Source organism: Bradyrhizobium sp. URHC0002 (assembly GCF_054059515.1).
In genome coordinates this window covers 8,433,466-8,450,731 of the sequence record NZ_JBSSCF010000001.1, presented here as the reverse complement: position 1 = coordinate 8,450,731, position 17,266 = coordinate 8,433,466, and the positions used below count along the sequence as shown (strand labels likewise).

Genomic DNA, 17,266 nt, shown 5'->3' with positions numbered 1-17,266 from the left:
TCATGCGAAATGAGGCCGCGCGGCTGTTCGGCGCAGCAACGGGCTATGTTTTAGCCACCGATTGTCTCGTGTCCGATTTCTCGGACTGGATCTGACGATCTATTCCATTTTTCAGCTACCAGCACGGCCGATGACCGCGGAGCGGTAAAATATCATGAACGGATTCAATTAGATTGCTCCGGGATCGGTCCCTCTTTGGGCTGGCATGCGAAATGCAGTTCGTGAGCCAAATAGACCGTCGCTAGTCAGTTGGACGGCAGGAAGAATGCGAAAAGCATCTCCACAAGGGGAGAGAAACATTGGACCAGGATCGCGATCCCACTGAAACACGTGAATGGCTGGATGCGCTCGACTCCGTCGAGGCCTTTGAAGGCGTCGGCCGGGTCGACGAACTACTGGAAGGCGTCATACAGGCCGCCCGGCGCAAGGGGGCAAAGTTGTCCTTTGCGGCCAATACGGCCTATGTGAACACCATCCCGCCGCATGATGAGCCGGCACATCCGGGCGACCGGGTCCTCGAACACAAGATTCGTTCGATTATCCGCTGGAACGCCGCGGCCATCGTGCTGCGCGCCAACAAGACGTCTTCCGAACTGGGCGGGCATATCGCCAGCTTCCAATCCGCTGCGACGCTTTACGATACCGGGTTCATGCATTTCTGGCACGCGCCGACGGAAGCGCATGGCGGCGACCTGATTTATTACCAGGGCCATTGCTCGCCCGGCATCTACGCCCGCGCCTATCTCGAGGGCCGGCTCAGCGAGGAACAGCTTCTCAATTTCCGTCAGGAAGTCGACGGCAAGGGTCTGTCGTCCTATCCGCATCCCTGGTTGTTGCCGGATTTCTGGCAATTCCCCACCGTGTCGATGGGGCTTGGCCCGTTGATGGCGATCTACCAGGCGCGGTTTCTCAAATATCTCGATTGCCGTGGTCTTGCGGATACCAAACCGCGCAAGGTCTGGGCTTTCATGGGCGATGGCGAGATGGACGAGCCGGAGTCGCTCGGCGCGATATCGCTGGGCGGTCGCGAGCATCTCGACAATCTGGTGTTTGTGATCAACTGCAATTTGCAGCGTCTCGACGGACCGGTGCGCGGCAACGGCAAGATCATCCAGGAACTGGAAGCCGATTTCCGCGGCGCCGGCTGGAACGTCATCAAGGTGCTGTGGGGCTCGGGCTGGGATCAATTGCTGGCCGCCGACGTCACGGGCATTCTCAGAAAGCGCATGGAAGAGTGCGTCGACGGTGAATACCAGGACTACAAGTCGAAAAACGGCGCTTACGTCCGCGAACACTTCTTCGGAAAATATCCCGAACTAAAAAACATGGTCGCTCATATGAGCGACGACGAAATCTGGGGAATGACCCGTGGAGGTCACGATCCCCTGAAGGTCTACGCCGCTTACAAGGCTGCGTCCGAGCACAAGGGGCAGCCGACGGTCATTCTGGCAAAGACCGTCAAGGGCTATGGCATGGGCGAATCCGGCGAAGGCCAGATGATCTCGCATCAAGCCAAGAAGATGAACGAGGAGGCCCTTCGCCAGTTCCGTGACCGGTTCCAGATTCCGGTCTCCGACGAGGCGCTCAAGGAGGTGCCGTTCGTCCGTCTGGCGGCCGATTCGCCCGAAATGAAATATCTCGCCGAGCGACGTGCGGCTCTTGGCGGACACTTGCCCGCGCGCCTTCGCAAATCCGCGCCGATTACAATTCCACCGTTGTCGGCATTTGCGCCGCAACTGAAGTCGACGGAAGGCCGCGAGATTTCCACCACGATGGCCTTTGTGCGCATTCTCAATACGCTGTTGCGTGACAAGGAGATCGGAAAACGCATCGTTCCCATTGTTCCGGATGAGAGCCGCACCTTCGGCATGGAGGGCATGTTCCGTCAGTTCGGAATCTTCTCCCAGGTGGGACAGCTCTATCGGCCCCAGGATGCCGATCAGATGATGTTCTATCGCGAGGACAAGACGGGTCAGATTCTTCAGGAAGGAATCAACGAGGCCGGCGCGATGGCCTCCTGGATCGCCGCCGCGACATCCTATTCCACGTCGAATACGCCGGTGATCCCGTTCTACATCTATTATTCGATGTTCGGCTTCCAGCGCGTGGGCGATCTGGCATGGGCGGCCGGAGACATGCGCGCTCGCGGCTTCCTGATCGGCGGCACGTCAGGCCGAACCACGTTGAACGGCGAGGGGCTTCAGCACGAGGACGGCCACAGCCACCTGATCGCGGCAACCATTCCGAACTGTGTCTGCTATGACCCGACCTATTCCTATGAACTCGCTGTCATTGTTCAGGATGGGTTGCGCCGCATGTACGGCGAGAATGAAGATGTCTTCTATTACATTACGACATTGAACGAGAATTACCCGCATGGAGAAATGCCTGAAGGTGCCGAGGAAGGCATCCGCAAGGGCATGTACAGACTGAGATCGGTGGAAGCGAAGAAAAAGGCTCCGCGCGTTCAGTTGCTCGGCGCGGGCGCCATTCTGCGAGAGGTCGAAGCAGGCGCTGCGTTGCTGGCGGAAGACTTCGGTATCGCCTCCGACATCTGGAGCGTGACCAGTTTCATGGAACTGCGCCGCGACGGTCTCGACGTTGATCGCTGGAACATGCTGCACCCGACCGCGAAGGCCAAACGCTCTCATGTCGAGACCTGTCTCGACAAGGCCGGCGGTCCCGTGGTCGCGTCGACAGACTACATGAAGCTGCTCGCCGACCAGATCCGGCCGTTTGTTCCAGGCCGTTATCGTGTGCTGGGGACCGACGGCTTTGGCCGATCCGACTACAGGCGAAAACTGCGCAGCTTCTTCGAGGTCGATCGCTTCCATGTCGTTGTCGCCGCGCTGAAGGCGCTGTCCGAAGAAGGAACAGTCCCGGCGTCGGTCGTTGGCGACGCGCTCCGCAAATACGGCATCGATCCCGACAGGCCAAATCCGGCAACGGTCTGAGACCGGTCACGCTCGTTTTGCTCATCAGAAAATGCCGCAGGCCAAAGCGTCGCGCATGAGAGTCCAGGGGAGGTTGATTTGACCAACATTGTTGATGTGAAGGTACCGGATATCGGCGACTTCAAGGACGTTCCGATCATCGAGATCGCGGTCAAGCCGGGCGACGTAGTCAAGATCGACGATCCGCTGCTGACTCTGGAATCCGACAAGGCCTCGATGGAAGTGCCGTCGCCATCTGCAGGCACCGTCAAGGAAGTGCTGGTGAAGGTCGGCGACCGCGTCGGCAAAGACAAGCTGATTGTCCGTCTTGAGGGCGGTGACGTGCCGTCGGCGGCTCAGGCTGCACCCGCCGTGATGCATCAGCAGGAAGCGGCCGAACCGCCTCCAGGTGCCGCGCCCGCACCCGCGCCACAGAAATCCGGTGGTCCGGCAATCGCGGACTTTTCCGGCGCGCATGCGAGCCCGGCGATCCGTCGTCTGGCGCGCGAACTCGATATCGATCTCAACGCGATCAAGGGAACGGGCGAGAAGGGCCGCGTCACCAAGGAAGATCTGAAAGCCTCGCTCGGTGGCGGAGCCAAGGCTTCTTCGGCCGGCGCGCCTGCGGGCGGCATGGGTATCCCCGAAATTCCCGCTGTCGACTTCTCGAAGTTCGGCCCGGTCGAGATCAAGCCGATGGTGCGCATCAAGCGCATCTCGGGACCGTTCCTGCACAGGGCGTGGCTCAACATTCCACACGTCACCCACAACGACGATGCGGACATTTCCGAGATCGAGAAGTATCGCAAGGAACTGGACGACGCCGGCAAGGCCGACAAGAAGAAGCCTTACCGCGTCTCGCTTCTGCCGTTCCTGATGAAGGCATCGGTCAACGCATTGAAGGCGTTTCCCGACTTCAACAGCTCGCTGACACCGGAGAAGGACGCTCTCGTTTACAAGAAATTCTACAATATCGGCATCGCGGTCGACACGCCGGAAGGCCTGGTCGTCCCGGTCGTGAAGGATGTCGATCGCAAGGGTATCATCGAGATCTGCCGCGAACTCGGCGACATCTCGGCAAAAGCGCGGGACGGCAAACTGACGCCCGCGGAGATGCAGGGCGCGACGTTCACGATTTCATCGCTTGGCGGTATTGGCGGTAGCGCCTTCACGCCCATCGTCAACGCGCCAGAGGTCGCAATCCTCGGTGTCGTACGCTCCAAAATGGCGCCGGTATGGAATGGCGAAAGCTTCGTGCCGCGGCTGATGCTGCCGCTCTGCCTTTCCTACGATCACCGCGTGATCGATGGCGCCGCGGCTGCCCGTTTCGCCCGACATCTCGCGACAGTTCTCGAAGACGTACGGCGGCTCGTCCTCTAACGGACAGGAACGGGAGAGAGACGATGACTGATACGATCAAGGTGCCCGATATCGGTGACTTCAAGGATGTCCCCGTCATCGAGGTGCACGTGAAGCCGGGACAGACTATTGCGGCTGAAGACACGCTCATTACGCTTGAATCCGACAAGGCGACGCTGGACGTTCCAGCGCCTGCGGCCGGGACCATCGGTGAAGTGAAGGTCAAGATCGGCGACAAGGTAAGCGCGGGCACGGTGATTGCGACGTTCGCCGGTGCGGCTGCCGCTAGTGCCCCGGCCGCCAGTGCCCCGGCCGCTGCTTCGCCGGTGGCCTCGGCTTCTGCTTCAACGCCAAAGGGCGATCTCCATGCCGAGGTGCTTGTGATCGGCGCGGGCCCCGGCGGCTATTCGGCGGCATTCCGGGCCGCCGATCTCGGCAGGAAGGTGGTGCTGGTCGACAAGGGCCCGACACTTGGTGGCGTCTGCCTGAATGTCGGCTGCATTCCATCGAAAGCCCTTCTGCATGCCGCCAAGGTAATCGACGAAACCAGGGAGATGAGCGATCACGGTATTTCCTTCGCGGCACCTTCGGTTGACATCGACAAACTGCGCGGCTGGAAAGACGGCGTCATCAAGAAGCTGACGGGCGGGCTGTCAGGCCTTGCCAAACAGCGCAAGGTCACGGTGGTCACCGGCGTTGCGAAATTTGCCTCGCCCAAGTCAGTGCAGGTTCAAACGAGTGAGGGCGGCAAGATAGTTTCGTTCGACCACGCGATCATTGCCTGCGGCTCCGAACCGGTGACGCTGCCTTTCATCCCGCACGACGATCCACGCGTGATCGATTCAACCGGCGCGCTTGAACTCAACGGGTTGCCGAAGCGGCTGCTGGTGCTCGGCGGAGGTATTATCGGGCTCGAAATGGCGACGGTCTATCATGCGCTCGGCGTCAGGGTCACGGTCGTTGAATTGTTGGATCAGATCATCCCCGGTGTCGACAAGGATATCGTGACGCCCCTGATGAAGCGGATCGACAAGCGCTACGAGAAGATCCTGCTGAAGACCAAAGTGACGGCGGTTGCAGCCAAGGCGGATGGCCTTCATGTGACGTTCGAGGGACCGACCGGAACTTCGAATGATGTGTTCGATCGTCTGCTCGTCGCCGTCGGCCGTCGTCCGAACGGCAAGATGATTGGCGCGGAGGCTGCCGGTGTTGCGGTCGACGAACGCGGCTTTATCGCGGTCGACAAGCAGATGCGCACCAACGTTTCGCATATTTTTGCCATCGGCGACGTGGTGGGTCAGCCGATGCTTGCCCACAAGGCGGTGCACGAGGCCAAGGTCGCGGCCGAGGTAGCGGCAGGTCAGAAGAGCGTCTTCGACGCCAAGGTCATTCCCTCTGTCGCCTATACCGATCCGGAGGTAGCCTGGGTTGGCCTCACCGAGATCGAAGCCAAGGCCAAAGGTATCAAGTACGGCAAGGGTGTTTTTCCGTGGGCGGCGAGCGGACGCTCGCTGTCGCTTGGCCGGGATGAAGGCGTCACCAAGGTCCTGTTCGATGAGGAACACGAACGGATTATCGGCTGCGGCATCGTTGGGCCTTCGGCGGGCGATCTGATCGCCGAGGCCGCGCTCGCGATCGAAATGGGCGCCGATGCCGCCGACATCGGTCTCACGATCCACCCTCATCCGACGCTGTCCGAAACAATCGGGATGGCTGCGGAAGCCTTCGAGGGAACCATCACGGATCTCTACATGCCAAAGAAGAAATAGCGCCTCGCCGGCAGGTGTGAGCGTCAGAAGACAGAAAAACTGTCCGAAATCCAAAGAGGGGAAATAACTGTGTCAGATCATCTGGATGAAAGCGCGCTCGAGTATCACCGGAATCCGTCGGCAGGGAAGATCTCCGTCGTTCCGACCAAGAGTATGACCACCCAGCATGATCTTGCGTTGGCGTATTCCCCCGGCGTGGCGGTGCCGTGCATGGCGATTGCCGCAAATCCAGATCAAGCACGCAGTCTTACGTCGCGAGGCAACCTCGTCGCGGTCATTACGAATGGCACGGCTGTTCTCGGTCTCGGCAACATCGGCGCGCTGGCCAGCAAGCCGGTGATGGAGGGCAAGGCCTGCCTGTTCAAGAAATTCGCCGATATCGACGTCTTCGACATCGAGCTTGACGAAGCCGATCCCGACAAGATCGTCGATATTGTCGCGGCCATGGAGCCGACATTCGGCGGCATCAACCTGGAAGACATCAAGGCGCCGGAGTGCTTCTACATCGAACGGAAGCTTCGCGAGCGCATGAAGATCCCGGTGTTCCACGACGACCAGCACGGTACCGCAATCGTTGCCGGAGCGGCTGTCATGAACGGACTCGAGATCGTCGGAAAGAAAATCGAAGACATCAAGATCGTGGCATCGGGCGCGGGCGCTGCCGCGATTGCCTGTCTTGATCTGCTGGTCGGCCTCGGCGTGCGGCGCGAGAACGTCTTCGTCTCAGATATCAAAGGCGTCGTCTATGCCGGCCGCGTCGAATATATGGACGATCAGAAGGCGAAATACGCCCAGCCAACGTCAGCGCGAACGCTGGGCGAGATTATTCAGGGCACCGATCTTTTTCTCGGTCTGTCCGCCGGCGGCGTCCTGAAGCCGGAAATGCTCGCCAAAATGGCGGACCGCCCCCTTATTCTTGCACTCGCCAATCCGGACCCGGAGATATCGCCCGAACTCGCCAAGGCGACGCGCCCGGACGCTATCATCGCCACCGGCCGCTCCGACTATCCCAACCAGGTCAATAACGTTCTGTGTTTTCCGTTCATTTTTCGCGGTGCGCTCGACGTCGGAGCCACCACCATCAACGAGGAAATGAAATTCGCCGCTGTTCATGCCATTGCAGCACTCGCGCGCGCTGAACAATCGGACATCGTCGCCTCCGCCTATGGACAACAGGAAACCCGTTTTGGACCCGACTTCCTGATTCCCCGTCCGTTCGATCCGCGTCTGATCAGCGTGGTCGCTCCAGCCGTCGCCGAAGCCGCCATGAAAAGCGGGGTCGCGACCCGGCCCATCAAGGACATGCCGGCCTATCGCCGGGCGATGGAGCGATTTGTCTACAAGTCCGGCAATACCATGAGGCCGGTGTTCGAAGCTGCTGCCCAAACGAGCCAGCGCGTGATCTTCGCCGAAGGCGAGGAGTCGCGTGTGCTGCGGGCGGTCCAGATAGCCGTGGATGAAACGCTGGCCCGGCCGGTTCTCGTCGGGCGCAAGGACGTGGTGAACGCGAAGATCAAGGACATCGGCCTCAGGCTCGAGCAGGGGCGGGACTTCGATCTGATCGATCCTCATGACGAGGCGCTGATCAGGTCGGCGGTCGAGGACCACTATCAATTGACGCGGCGCAAGGGCGGTTCGCGCGAGCGGATTGACCGGGCGATGCGTTCCAACAACTCGCTGCTGGCGGCCACGATGCTTCGGCTGGGGCGTGCGGATGGCATGCTGTGCGGCACCCATGGCGATTATTCCGAGCACCTGGAATGCGTGTCGAAGGCGATCGGCTTTGGCTCGGGCAGGCGAATCTTCGCGGCCATGAACTTGCTGATGCTTCCGCAACATACCGTCTTCATCTGCGATACCTACATCAATGCCGATCCGACCGCGGAGGAGTTGGCTGACATCACCATCCTGGCGACCGACGAAATGTGCCGGTTCGGAATTAATCCGCGAGTGGCTCTACTCTCGCATTCCAGCTTCGGCAGCTCCGATGCGGCATCGGCGAGGAAAATGCGCGCGACGCTCGATCTGGTCCTCGACGCGAAACCAGACCTTGAAATCGAAGGCGAAATGCGGGGCGACATGGCGCTGTCCAGGCGGATTCTGGACGCCGCGTTTCCGGATTCCCGCCTGCATACCGAGGCCAATCTTCTGATCATGCCCAATCTCGATGCGGCCAACATCACCTACAACGTGTTGAAGACCGTGGCCGGCGAAGGTGTGACCGTGGGACCGATCCTGCTTGGCGCGGCCAAGCCGGTACATATCCTCACGCCCACGAGTACCGTGCGAGGCATCGTGAACATGACGGCGCTCGCTTCCGTTGATGCGTCGATAAAGAGTTGATTCGAAATTGAGGGGAGATCGTTATGACGAGTCACGCAGGCACTACCAGCGATGTTTCAACCAGCGGTGTTTCGGCAAAAAAGCCCTGGTACAAAGTTCTCTATGTCCAGGTGCTGATCGCGATCCTGGTCGGCGCGATTTTCGGCTGGCTTGAGCCGACATATGCGACGAATGACTGGATCAAGGCGCTCGGCGAAGGCTTCATCAAGCTGATCAAGATGGTGATCGCGCCGATCATCTTCTGCACCGTAGTATCCGGCATCGCGCATATACAGGATGCCAAGAAGGTCGGCCGCATCGGCATCAAGGCGCTGGTCTATTTCGAGGTGGTCTCCACCTTCGCGCTGGTGATCGGTCTTATCGTCGGCAATGTGGTCAGGCCCGGCGCGGGTTTCGGCGGCGCCATGGCGAACGCGCAGGCGGTAGCCGGCTATGCCAAGCAGGCGGAAGCGCAGAAGAGCGTCGATTTCTTCCTGCATATCATTCCCGATACCGTCGTCGGCGCCTTCGCGCAGGGCGAAATCCTGCAGGTATTGCTGTTCTCGATCCTGTTCGGCTTTGCGCTGATGGGTCTCGGCGAGCGCGGTCATACGCTGCGCGCCTTCATCGACGATGCTGCGCATGGCGTTTTCGGCGTCATCGCGATTGTCATGAAAGCGGCCCCAATCGGCGCGTTCGGCGCCATGGCCTTTACCATCGGCAAATTCGGCACCGGAGCCATTCTGAACCTGGTCGGCCTGATCGCGACCTTCTATGTCACGGCCGCGCTGTTCGTGTTCGTGGTGCTCGGAATCATCGCAAGGATAGTCGGGTTCTCGATCTTCAAGTTCCTGGCCTACATCAAGGACGAGCTGTTGATCGTGCTCGGTACCTCATCTTCGGAAAGCGCGCTTCCGTCGCTGATGGAAAAGCTCGAGCGGCTCGGCTGTTCCAAGTCGGTGGTGGGGCTGGTGGTGCCGACCGGGTATTCGTTCAATCTCGACGGCACCAATATCTATATGACGCTCGCAACCCTGTTCATTGCGCAGGCGCTCGGCTTCGAGCTCACCATGGGCCAGCAGATCACGATCCTGTTGGTCGCCATGCTGACCTCGAAGGGCGCTTCCGGCATCACCGGCGCGGGCTTCATCACGCTGGCGGCGACGCTGGCCGTGGTCGATCCGCGCCTGGTTCCGGGCATGGCCATCGTTCTCGGGATCGACAAGTTCATGAGCGAATGCCGTGCTCTCACAAATCTGTGCGGCAATGGTGTCGCGTGCGTGGTTGTGGCCTGGTGGGAAGGTGAGCTCGATCGCACGGCGCTCAATAGGAACCTCGGCAAACAAATCGATCCCGCTGACCTGGAGACAGCGCTTACCACGGGCTAACGCCGGGCGACGTACCCGCAACCGGTGTCAGCTCCAGATCCTGTCGCGTCAAGGCGAGGCGATCGATGGTGCTGCCCGGTTGCCGGCTCCGAGAATGGAAACAATGGCGATGTCAAGCGAGAGCGATCTGCACCATATTGTCGTCGTGGGCGGAGGGGCCGGGGGACTGGAGCTCGTAACACGCCTTGGCGACCGTCTGGCGGCCAAGGGCAAGGCGAGGGTTACGCTGGTCGAGCGTTCCCGCACCCATCTCTGGAAGCCGCTGCTTCATGAAATCGCCGCCGGCAGCATGGATGCCGCGCAGCATGAGGTCGACTATCTCGCACACGCCCACTGGCACAATTTCCGGTTTCGCTTTGGCGAAATGATCGGGATCGACCGCAAGAACCGCGAAATTCACCTGGCGGCCACGTTTGACGACGAGGGCGAGGAGATTACACCGAAACGATCCTTTACATACGATACGCTTGTCATCGCGGTGGGCAGCGTTTCGAATGATTTCGGCACGCCCGGCGTCAGAAAGCATGCCATCATGCTCGAGACCCCGGAACACGCGGCGCGCTTCAATCGAAAAATTGTCAATGCGTGCTTTCGCGCGCATACGCAGGAGCAGCCCGTCCAGCCGGGCCAGCTCCATGTGACGATCATCGGTGCGGGTGCCACCGGGACAGAGCTTTCGGCCGAGTTGCACCAGACCACGCGAGCGGTGGTCGCCTATGGTCTTGATAAGATCAACCCGTCCCGGGATATTCGCATTACGCTTGTGGAAGGTGCCGATCGGATCTTGCCGGCGCTCCCCGAGAGAGTGTCGCATTCGACAGCGCTGCTCTTGAGAGGACTGGATGTCGATGTTCGCACCGGCGCCAGGGTGAATGAAGTATCCAGTGAAGGCGTCCATCTGGAGTCCGGCGAACTCATTCCCTCGAAATTCGTTGTTTGGGCCGCGGGGGTCAGGGGCCCTGATTGTCTCAGCGATCTCGATGGGCTCGAGGTCTCGCGCAGCAACCAGCTTGTCGTGTTGCCAACGCTTCAGGCCACCCTGGATCCCGACATTTTCGCGATAGGCGACTGCGCAAGCTGCCTGAATTCTGCTTCTGGCCAGCCCGTTCCGCCCCGGGCCCAGGCGGCTCACCAACAGGCGTCCCATGTCTTCAAGCAGATCACCCGCCGGCTCGAAGACAAGCCGCTGCAACCGTATTTCTACCGGGATTTTGGCTCGCTGGTATCGCTCGGCAAGTATTCCACCGTCGGCAGTCTCATGGGCTTCGTGAAGGGGAAGAATCTTCAGATCGAGGGCTACTTTGCGTTGTTAATGTATCGATCTCTCTACAAGATGCACCAGGTCGCCTTGCATGGTGGGGTCAAGGTAGTTCTGGACACGCTCGGCCGGCTCATCTCGCGCCGCACCGTGCCGCATATCAAGCTCCATTGAGGCGTCAATGATAAATTCCGTGCGTCTTTTGCCGGCCGTTGTGTAGAGTCGCAACGGCGGTGAGCGGCGGCTGGACATCATACGCGGAAGCCGCGATCGACATTGTCGGGATCGCATGGAGCAGAGTGCCAACAAAATCGAGCCACCTTCCAGGATCGCCTGGGCGGCAGGTATTGCTGGCGCGTTATTGCTCATGGCGGTCGCCGTCATCCTTGCCGGGGATGTTGCATTTCGCCTGAGGTCGGAGCGGACCATTGAGCAGGAACGAATTGAGCTTGACCGCTACGCAACCTTGCTGGCGACGGAGCTGCACCGGTTCGACTATCTTCCCGATTTGCTGCAAAATCATCCCGTGGTTATGGATATCCTGAACACGCCGGATGATCCAAAGCATGTCGATCGCGCCAACCGCTACCTGCAGGCGGTCAATGATGCCGCGGGCACGACGACGCTCTATCTTCTGGACCTAAGCGGAAAAGCGACGGCGTCAAGCAACTGGAACGGGCCGGCCAGCTTTGTCGGCGTCGATCTGTCGTACAGGCCGTACTTCGCTCATTCCTTGCGTGATGGGTCGGGCCGCTTCTATGGCATCGGCACGACCAGCGGGACGCCGGGGTATTATTTCGCCGCCACACTTCCGCGCGGGAAAACCCCGCTTGGCATCGGTGTCGTCAAAGTCAACCTGGAAGGACTGCAGGTACGTCCGTCGTCTGCCCTCAGCGACGTAATGATCGTTGATGAAAACGGCGTGATCGTTCTGGCGTCGCGGCCGGCCTGGCAATACCGCACCATGACGCAGCTCACGCCCGGCGCTCTGGCGACGCTGCGCGACGCGCGCCAGTACGAAAATGTCGAACTTGCGCCCATCGGAATCAAGACTGAAGAAGAATTCAAGGGCGAAGGCGCGATCGTGTCGTTGCCCGGCGAGAAGCCCGGCAAGGAGCGACCGCGTTTTCTGATGCAAGAAAAGAAGCTCGACGGGTCCGATTGGAGGATCGTGATCCTTTCCGATCTCTCGGATATCAAGCTTTATCAATACTGGGCTCAGGTCGCCGCGGTGCTGCTCGCGACGTCAATCGTATTCTTCGTCCTTTTCATTTTGCAGCGGCGGCGGACCATCCGCCTTCAGCTCGCCGGCAAGGAAGCGCTTGCGCTCGCCAATGTCGAGCTGGAGCATCAGGTTGCGCAGCGTACTCAGGCACTGGTCGATACCAACCAGCAGCTGCGCGATACCCAGGATGAACTCGTTCATTCCGCCAAACTGGCCGCGATCGGGCAGCTTGCGGCGGGCGTCACGCATGAGCTCAATCAACCCCTGGCGGCAATCCGCACGCTTTCGGAAAATGCAGAAACCCTGATCGAACGATCTCAAATCGATATTGCGCGCGGCAACATGCGTGACATCACCGATCTGGTCGACAGGCTGAGCGGGATCACCGGTCAATTGAAGCAGTTTGCCAGAAAAAGCGTGGTCAACCTGCAGCGTGTTCCGATCGATCGCAGTATCCGGAACAGCATGCAGATTGTCGCGCATAGAATTAAGAAAGCTGAAGTGGCGATTGATGTCGACCCGATCGAGGAGAATCTGTGCGTTCGGGTCGACGCGCCGCGCCTCGAACAGGTGCTCATCAATCTATTGTCGAATGCCATTGATGCAACCGCGGGAGTGGATAAACCTGCTGTCAGGATCGCTGCATCCCATGCCGGCGACATGGTTCTGATTTCCGTTCAGGACAACGGAGTTGGATTGTCGGAGAAGGTTCTCTCGCATCTGTTCGAGCCGTTTTTCACGACAAAGGAAGCGGGATCAGGACTGGGGCTTGGATTGGCAATTTCGACGGGTATAATAAATCAATTCGGTGGAACACTTACAGCTTCCGGTGAAGAGCAACGTGGAGCGGTATTCTTGATCAAATTGCCTATGTATCGGAATGAACTCGATGTCCGCGATGTATGACGGTCTTCGGGTCATGTTCGTCGAGGACGATCCCGCTGTGCGCGCCGCAACGGCACAGACACTCGATCTCGCCGGGTTTGAAGTCGAGCAGCATGCTTCCGCCGAGTCAGCTCTGAAAAACCTGAAGGAATACTTCCCCGGCGTCCTGTTGGTTGATTTTCAGTTGACCGGGATGAACGGGATTGCGTTGCTTGAGCGCGCGGTGACGATCGATCGAAGCCTGCCCGTCATCATCGTCACAGGGCACGGGGATATTTCGATCGCCGTCAAGGCGATGCATGTCGGAGCGTATGATTTTCTCGAAAAGCCCGTCTCCAACGACCTTCTCGTCGGCGTCGTCACGCGAGCGATGGAAAAGCGACGGCTGACATTTGAGGTCAGCGATCTGCGCAGGCGCCTCGAGCAGAAGACCGGCATCGATAGCATGCTTATCGGCGACTCTCTGGCCATGGTCGCGTTGCGCAACAGCATCCTCAAGCTATCCGATGTCACGCCGGACGTCTTGATTCAGGGAGAAACCGGCTCGGGTAAGGAACTGGTCGCCCGCGCTTTGCACGAATGCTCTCCGTTGCGCGATGGTCCGTTCGTCGCGATCAACTGTGGCGCTATTCCCGAATCAATGTTTGAAAGCGAGCTTTTCGGCCACGAGAAGGGCGCCTTTACCGGAGCACAAGCTCTGCGCATTGGAAAAGTCGAGCATGCCTCGGGCGGAACGCTGTTCCTCGATGAAGTCGAAGCCATGCCCATGGCATTGCAGGTCAAGCTGTTGCGCGTCCTGCAGTTCCGCCAACTTGAACGCCTCGGCTCCAACAAGCTTATCGACGTCCCGGTCCGCGTTGTCGCAGCGACGAAGCTCGATCTGAAAGCGGCGTGCGACATGGGGCGGTTCAGAAGCGATCTCTACTTCCGGTTCAACGTGGTTACCCTTGCCATTCCACCGCTTCGGGAACGGCGCGAGGATATTCCGCAGCTGTTCGAGCACCACGTCCTGCTTGGCGCGGCCCGCTACAAACGCGAAGCGCCCATTGTCACGGATCAATTGATGCGCGATCTGGTGTCGTTCGATTGGCCCGGAAATGTTCGCGAACTTGGGAATGTCGCGGATCGTTTCGTTCTGGGTTTGCTGGGCGGGGGGTTTAATTCCGATGCAGCCAATGAAAGCGCGGACAGATCGCTCAAGAACGTCGTCGGCGATTTCGAGCGAGGTCTGATTATGGAGACCTTGCGCAGGCATCATGGCGACGTCCTCGCAGTCAGCGAGAGTCTTGGCATACCCAAGAAGACGCTCTACGACAAAATGCGGCGTTATGCGCTTTCAGGCGAAGAATTCAGGTAATTCTATCATTTAGTTGGAATTGCAATCGTCGCCGATCGAAAGGTCGGCGACATCTTCGCGGCAGGCACTTGCGTCGGCCTGCGTGGTCACGAATGTGCCGCGGCTGTCGCTATCGATTTCGGTATCGATGCCGGTCGCGCAAGGGGCACGTACAAATACGGTGAGCCAACCGTTCCCGTTTTCAAATCAAGAAATCAAGCGCAAGCTTCCCCTGCACGTTGTGGGCAACAATCGAAGCTTAATGATTGAGCCGCAGATTTGTCTTAGGTTTGGACCTGGGGACTACACCCGGCGTCAGCAGGGTGCTCATGGATGGAGGCTTGGATGCCCAGACAATTCGGCTTGAAGGCAACATCGTCAGCCGCACGGCGGGCGTCCGCAGCATCATCACGCGCAACGCCGGGCCGGAACGAATCGGCCCCTGCATTGAAGAGCCGTTCTCCGCGAAGTTCCGCAGCGTCAAAGCTCGCTGCCCAATGCTCGGAACTGCCGTTCACACCTGCGAGTTGGCGGGGCTGCCGTGGTCGGCGATCCATCTCGGCAGACTGAGATCCCCGCCACCGGAAAGGGTAACTAACGCCAGGAAGCCGCATATAAGGCAGCCGGATATGCCGGCTGCGGCGAAAGCCCCGTGGATGTCGGCTTGACAGAAGATTTGGCGGGCTTGCCCTGCGCGGGATCGGTCGCGACTATCGCGGCAGTCTCACGTGCCTTGCTCAGGAAGGTCGCCAAGCAGATTTGACAGCTTGACGGCGAGCTTTCGAAGCCTGGCATTCTCTTCGAGCAGCACCGGAATGTTGTCGGTTTCCTGATACGGCGCGTCATCTCCCCGAAGTCCGTCGACTTCGTCGAGCAGGGGCGACAGGGCGGTGAGAAGTTCGTCGCCCTGGTGCGGCGCGTCATTTGTCTGACGCACGCTGTTGTCTTCGCGCAGCGGCACGACGTTGCCGGCATGTTCGACATTTCGAAATGCCTCGCGGCGGGCCTGTCTGTCGTGCGGCGGATGTTCGATACTCATGACACATTCCTGTTCACAAGGTGGCCCGGACGTTTGTTCGACGACGAGCTTTCCATTGAGTCGGCGGCGAATTTGCGTCGGAAAGGGAACAACGGTGAGGCTCGGCGGATAGGTCACACGTCCTTTGATTCACACGGCAGATCGAATTAGGCCAAATTTTTGACGTATCGCGAACCATTCTGACGTCCGTGCGGCTGGGGAGCGTACCATCTTACTTAGGGACGTATCGATGACGGATTTCCTGACCAATGCGGATCACTGGCGCAGGCGCGCAGAACGGACACGGGCGTTAGCCGCGAATGCTGTCAAGGACCAGGGGCGCCTGCTCAAGGTGGCGGAGGAATACGATCGCCTGGCAGCGCTCGCCGAACGGCGCCGAAGTGCTCCGGTCCCGGCCGGTTCCTACGCTCCGGCAAGCCAGCCCGAGTAATCGTCTTCAATCGAAAAATCGTCGGGAGGGGCGGGCATTTCCGCTTCTGTCGGCGCAGGGCGATGCCGAAGTGGCGCAGAAATGCGCCGCCATAGCCAGATGTGTGACCTGTAAAACACAACCCCGAGGTAACGTTCAAAGCATTGTGATCATGCGATTGCAGGGGAATCAACGAATCACCTAGACCTTTAGCGGGGCTGGGAAGCGGAGAGTGAGTATGAGAGTCGCTTCCTTAGAAAGTGTACTGACGGCGGCTACGCTGGTACTGGCCATCGTCATCGTGCTGTGGGGAATCAAGATTTTCCACGGTGTATGAGAGCAGGGCGAGCTGGCGTCGAACTAGAGACCTCCGGTCAAGAAGAGGTTCGCGACAAAGGCGTCACAGGCGTCACTTCCGCGGCGGCGGAGGCCTTTCTTTTTAGTTGCCGACGAATATTTCGCCGGGGGCTTATCCCTTCCGACGCGTATCGAGTTTGGTTTACGGCCCAGAGCGAGATCCGCACGGGCCGCGAAAGGCATTGGTTGCAAGTTCGGCATGCATTTTGGTTATTATCTGATGATCGCAGCGATCGTTCTCATGGGGCTGGAAGTTCTTTACGCGCTCTATCAACTGGCCACGTTTCTCTAGAGCTCCTTTTGGGTTCTGATTGAACCAGAACCAGACTCTAGATTGTTGTTTTGACTCATTTTCCTGACGCGAACCGGTGTACCGTCCGAGAGCACGCTTCGCTCGAAAACGCCACAAACCGCACGCGCGGGGTGCAATTCCGGACCGAGCGAGCTTGGAGTTTCGCCGCAATCACGCCGCTTTAGCGCCGGGGTCGTCTCCGCGCGATTCCAATTTTTGTCGCAAATTTGCCTGCCGACTCACCTCATTCTCCGCGCGCGACAACGCGACTGGGGGCTCGTTACGCATTGCAAAATTGGAGTATCAATCATGCGAGTAGACCATCCGCAGCTTAATAAGCGAGACCGACGCGCAGAACCCTCATTTTGGGTTGATGAACCGACCGACGACGCTCTTTCACTGCTTGAGAATGCCCTTCGTGGCGACGAACCCGCCCTTCGTCGCAACGAACGGGCCGACGAAGCCCACTCGCTGATCGAGGAGAACGCCCGGCTCCGGGAGCTTTTGTCCCAGCTATCTGACATCATTCGCAAAAACGGCGTTCACCCGAGATAATGCGACGATCCGACCTCGGCCCCGCCCCGGCAAAAGTGGTTCACCCGCTGCCGTGGCGGGGCCGCCGTATTTTTGATGACTGAATTCACGCGGACGCCGCCCGCACGAGAGGCGGCAGACAGCCTGACCGAATACGCCG

10 protein-coding genes and 1 pseudogene are annotated in these 17,266 nt (G+C 59.3%); 10 read left to right on the top strand and 1 reads right to left on the bottom strand.

What is annotated here, in order from left to right; genetic code table 11:
* Positions 1–299: 299 nt before the first annotated feature.
* The 8 genes and pseudogenes from aceE to ACVWVY_RS40705 all read left to right on the top strand — a co-directional run bounded on the left by aceE (position 300) and on the right by ACVWVY_RS40705 (position 14,496).
* Positions 300–2,954: a pyruvate dehydrogenase (acetyl-transferring), homodimeric type gene (gene aceE, locus ACVWVY_RS40740; protein WP_456631659.1), complete on the top strand. Its 2,655-nt coding sequence runs from the start codon at positions 300–302 to the stop codon at positions 2,952–2,954.
* A 39-nt stretch (positions 2,955–2,993) separates the two neighbouring features.
* A pseudogene (aceF, locus tag ACVWVY_RS40735) lies at positions 2,994–4,313 on the top strand (dihydrolipoyllysine-residue acetyltransferase); the annotation flags it as partial.
* Positions 4,314–4,336: 23 nt separating this feature from the next.
* Complete coding sequence (gene lpdA / locus ACVWVY_RS40730; RefSeq protein WP_456631658.1) at positions 4,337–6,061, top strand: dihydrolipoyl dehydrogenase; 1,725 nt, start codon at positions 4,337–4,339, stop codon at positions 6,059–6,061.
* Positions 6,062–6,130: 69 nt separating this feature from the next.
* Complete coding sequence (locus tag ACVWVY_RS40725) at positions 6,131–8,404, top strand: NADP-dependent malic enzyme (RefSeq protein ID WP_456631657.1); 2,274 nt, start codon at positions 6,131–6,133, stop codon at positions 8,402–8,404.
* A 23-nt stretch (positions 8,405–8,427) separates the two neighbouring features.
* Positions 8,428–9,771: a dicarboxylate/amino acid:cation symporter gene (locus ACVWVY_RS40720; RefSeq protein ID WP_456631656.1), complete on the top strand. Its 1,344-nt coding sequence runs from the start codon at positions 8,428–8,430 to the stop codon at positions 9,769–9,771.
* 109 nt (positions 9,772–9,880) lie between these two features.
* On the top strand, positions 9,881–11,203 hold the full coding sequence (locus ACVWVY_RS40715) for an NAD(P)/FAD-dependent oxidoreductase (RefSeq protein ID WP_456631655.1): 1,323 nt from the start codon (positions 9,881–9,883) through the stop codon (positions 11,201–11,203).
* A 115-nt stretch (positions 11,204–11,318) separates the two neighbouring features.
* Positions 11,319–13,160, top strand: a complete 1,842-nt coding sequence (locus tag ACVWVY_RS40710; protein ID WP_456631654.1) for an ATP-binding protein — start codon at positions 11,319–11,321, stop codon at positions 13,158–13,160.
* Positions 13,144–14,496, top strand: a complete 1,353-nt coding sequence (locus tag ACVWVY_RS40705; RefSeq protein ID WP_456631653.1) for a sigma-54-dependent transcriptional regulator — start codon at positions 13,144–13,146, stop codon at positions 14,494–14,496. Before ACVWVY_RS40710 ends, ACVWVY_RS40705 begins: the two co-directional genes overlap by 17 nt.
* A gap of 703 nt (positions 14,497–15,199) precedes the next feature.
* On the opposite strand, the gene ACVWVY_RS40700 is transcribed toward ACVWVY_RS40705, so the two are convergent.
* Entirely contained in the window at positions 15,200–15,631 is a 432-nt protein-coding gene (locus tag ACVWVY_RS40700; RefSeq protein WP_456631652.1) for a hypothetical protein, read from the bottom strand.
* 112 nt (positions 15,632–15,743) lie between these two features.
* Here ACVWVY_RS40700 and ACVWVY_RS40695 point away from each other — a divergent pair, with 112 nt between their 5' ends.
* Both ACVWVY_RS40695 and ACVWVY_RS40690 read left to right on the top strand, forming a co-directional pair.
* Positions 15,744–15,944 carry a hypothetical protein gene (locus ACVWVY_RS40695; RefSeq protein ID WP_212419654.1) on the top strand — a complete coding sequence of 67 codons (201 nt, stop codon included), beginning with the start codon at positions 15,744–15,746 and terminating at the stop codon, positions 15,942–15,944.
* 937 nt (positions 15,945–16,881) lie between these two features.
* Positions 16,882–17,127, top strand: a complete 246-nt coding sequence (locus tag ACVWVY_RS40690) for a hypothetical protein (protein ID WP_456631651.1) — start codon at positions 16,882–16,884, stop codon at positions 17,125–17,127.
* Positions 17,128–17,266: the final 139 nt, after the last annotated feature.

Coding starts and splice junctions, on each gene's coding strand:
- lpdA (WP_456631658.1), top strand. CDS start 4,337: ATGACTGATACGATCAAGGTGCCCGATATCGGTGACTTCAAGGATGTC.
- ACVWVY_RS40720 (WP_456631656.1), top strand. CDS start 8,428: ATGACGAGTCACGCAGGCACTACCAGCGATGTTTCAACCAGCGGTGTT.
- ACVWVY_RS40715 (WP_456631655.1), top strand. CDS start 9,881: ATGTCAAGCGAGAGCGATCTGCACCATATTGTCGTCGTGGGCGGAGGG.
- ACVWVY_RS40710 (WP_456631654.1), top strand. CDS start 11,319: ATGGAGCAGAGTGCCAACAAAATCGAGCCACCTTCCAGGATCGCCTGG.
- ACVWVY_RS40705 (WP_456631653.1), top strand. CDS start 13,144: ATGTCCGCGATGTATGACGGTCTTCGGGTCATGTTCGTCGAGGACGAT.
- ACVWVY_RS40695 (WP_212419654.1), top strand. CDS start 15,744: ATGACGGATTTCCTGACCAATGCGGATCACTGGCGCAGGCGCGCAGAA.
- ACVWVY_RS40690 (WP_456631651.1), top strand. CDS start 16,882: ATGCGAGTAGACCATCCGCAGCTTAATAAGCGAGACCGACGCGCAGAA.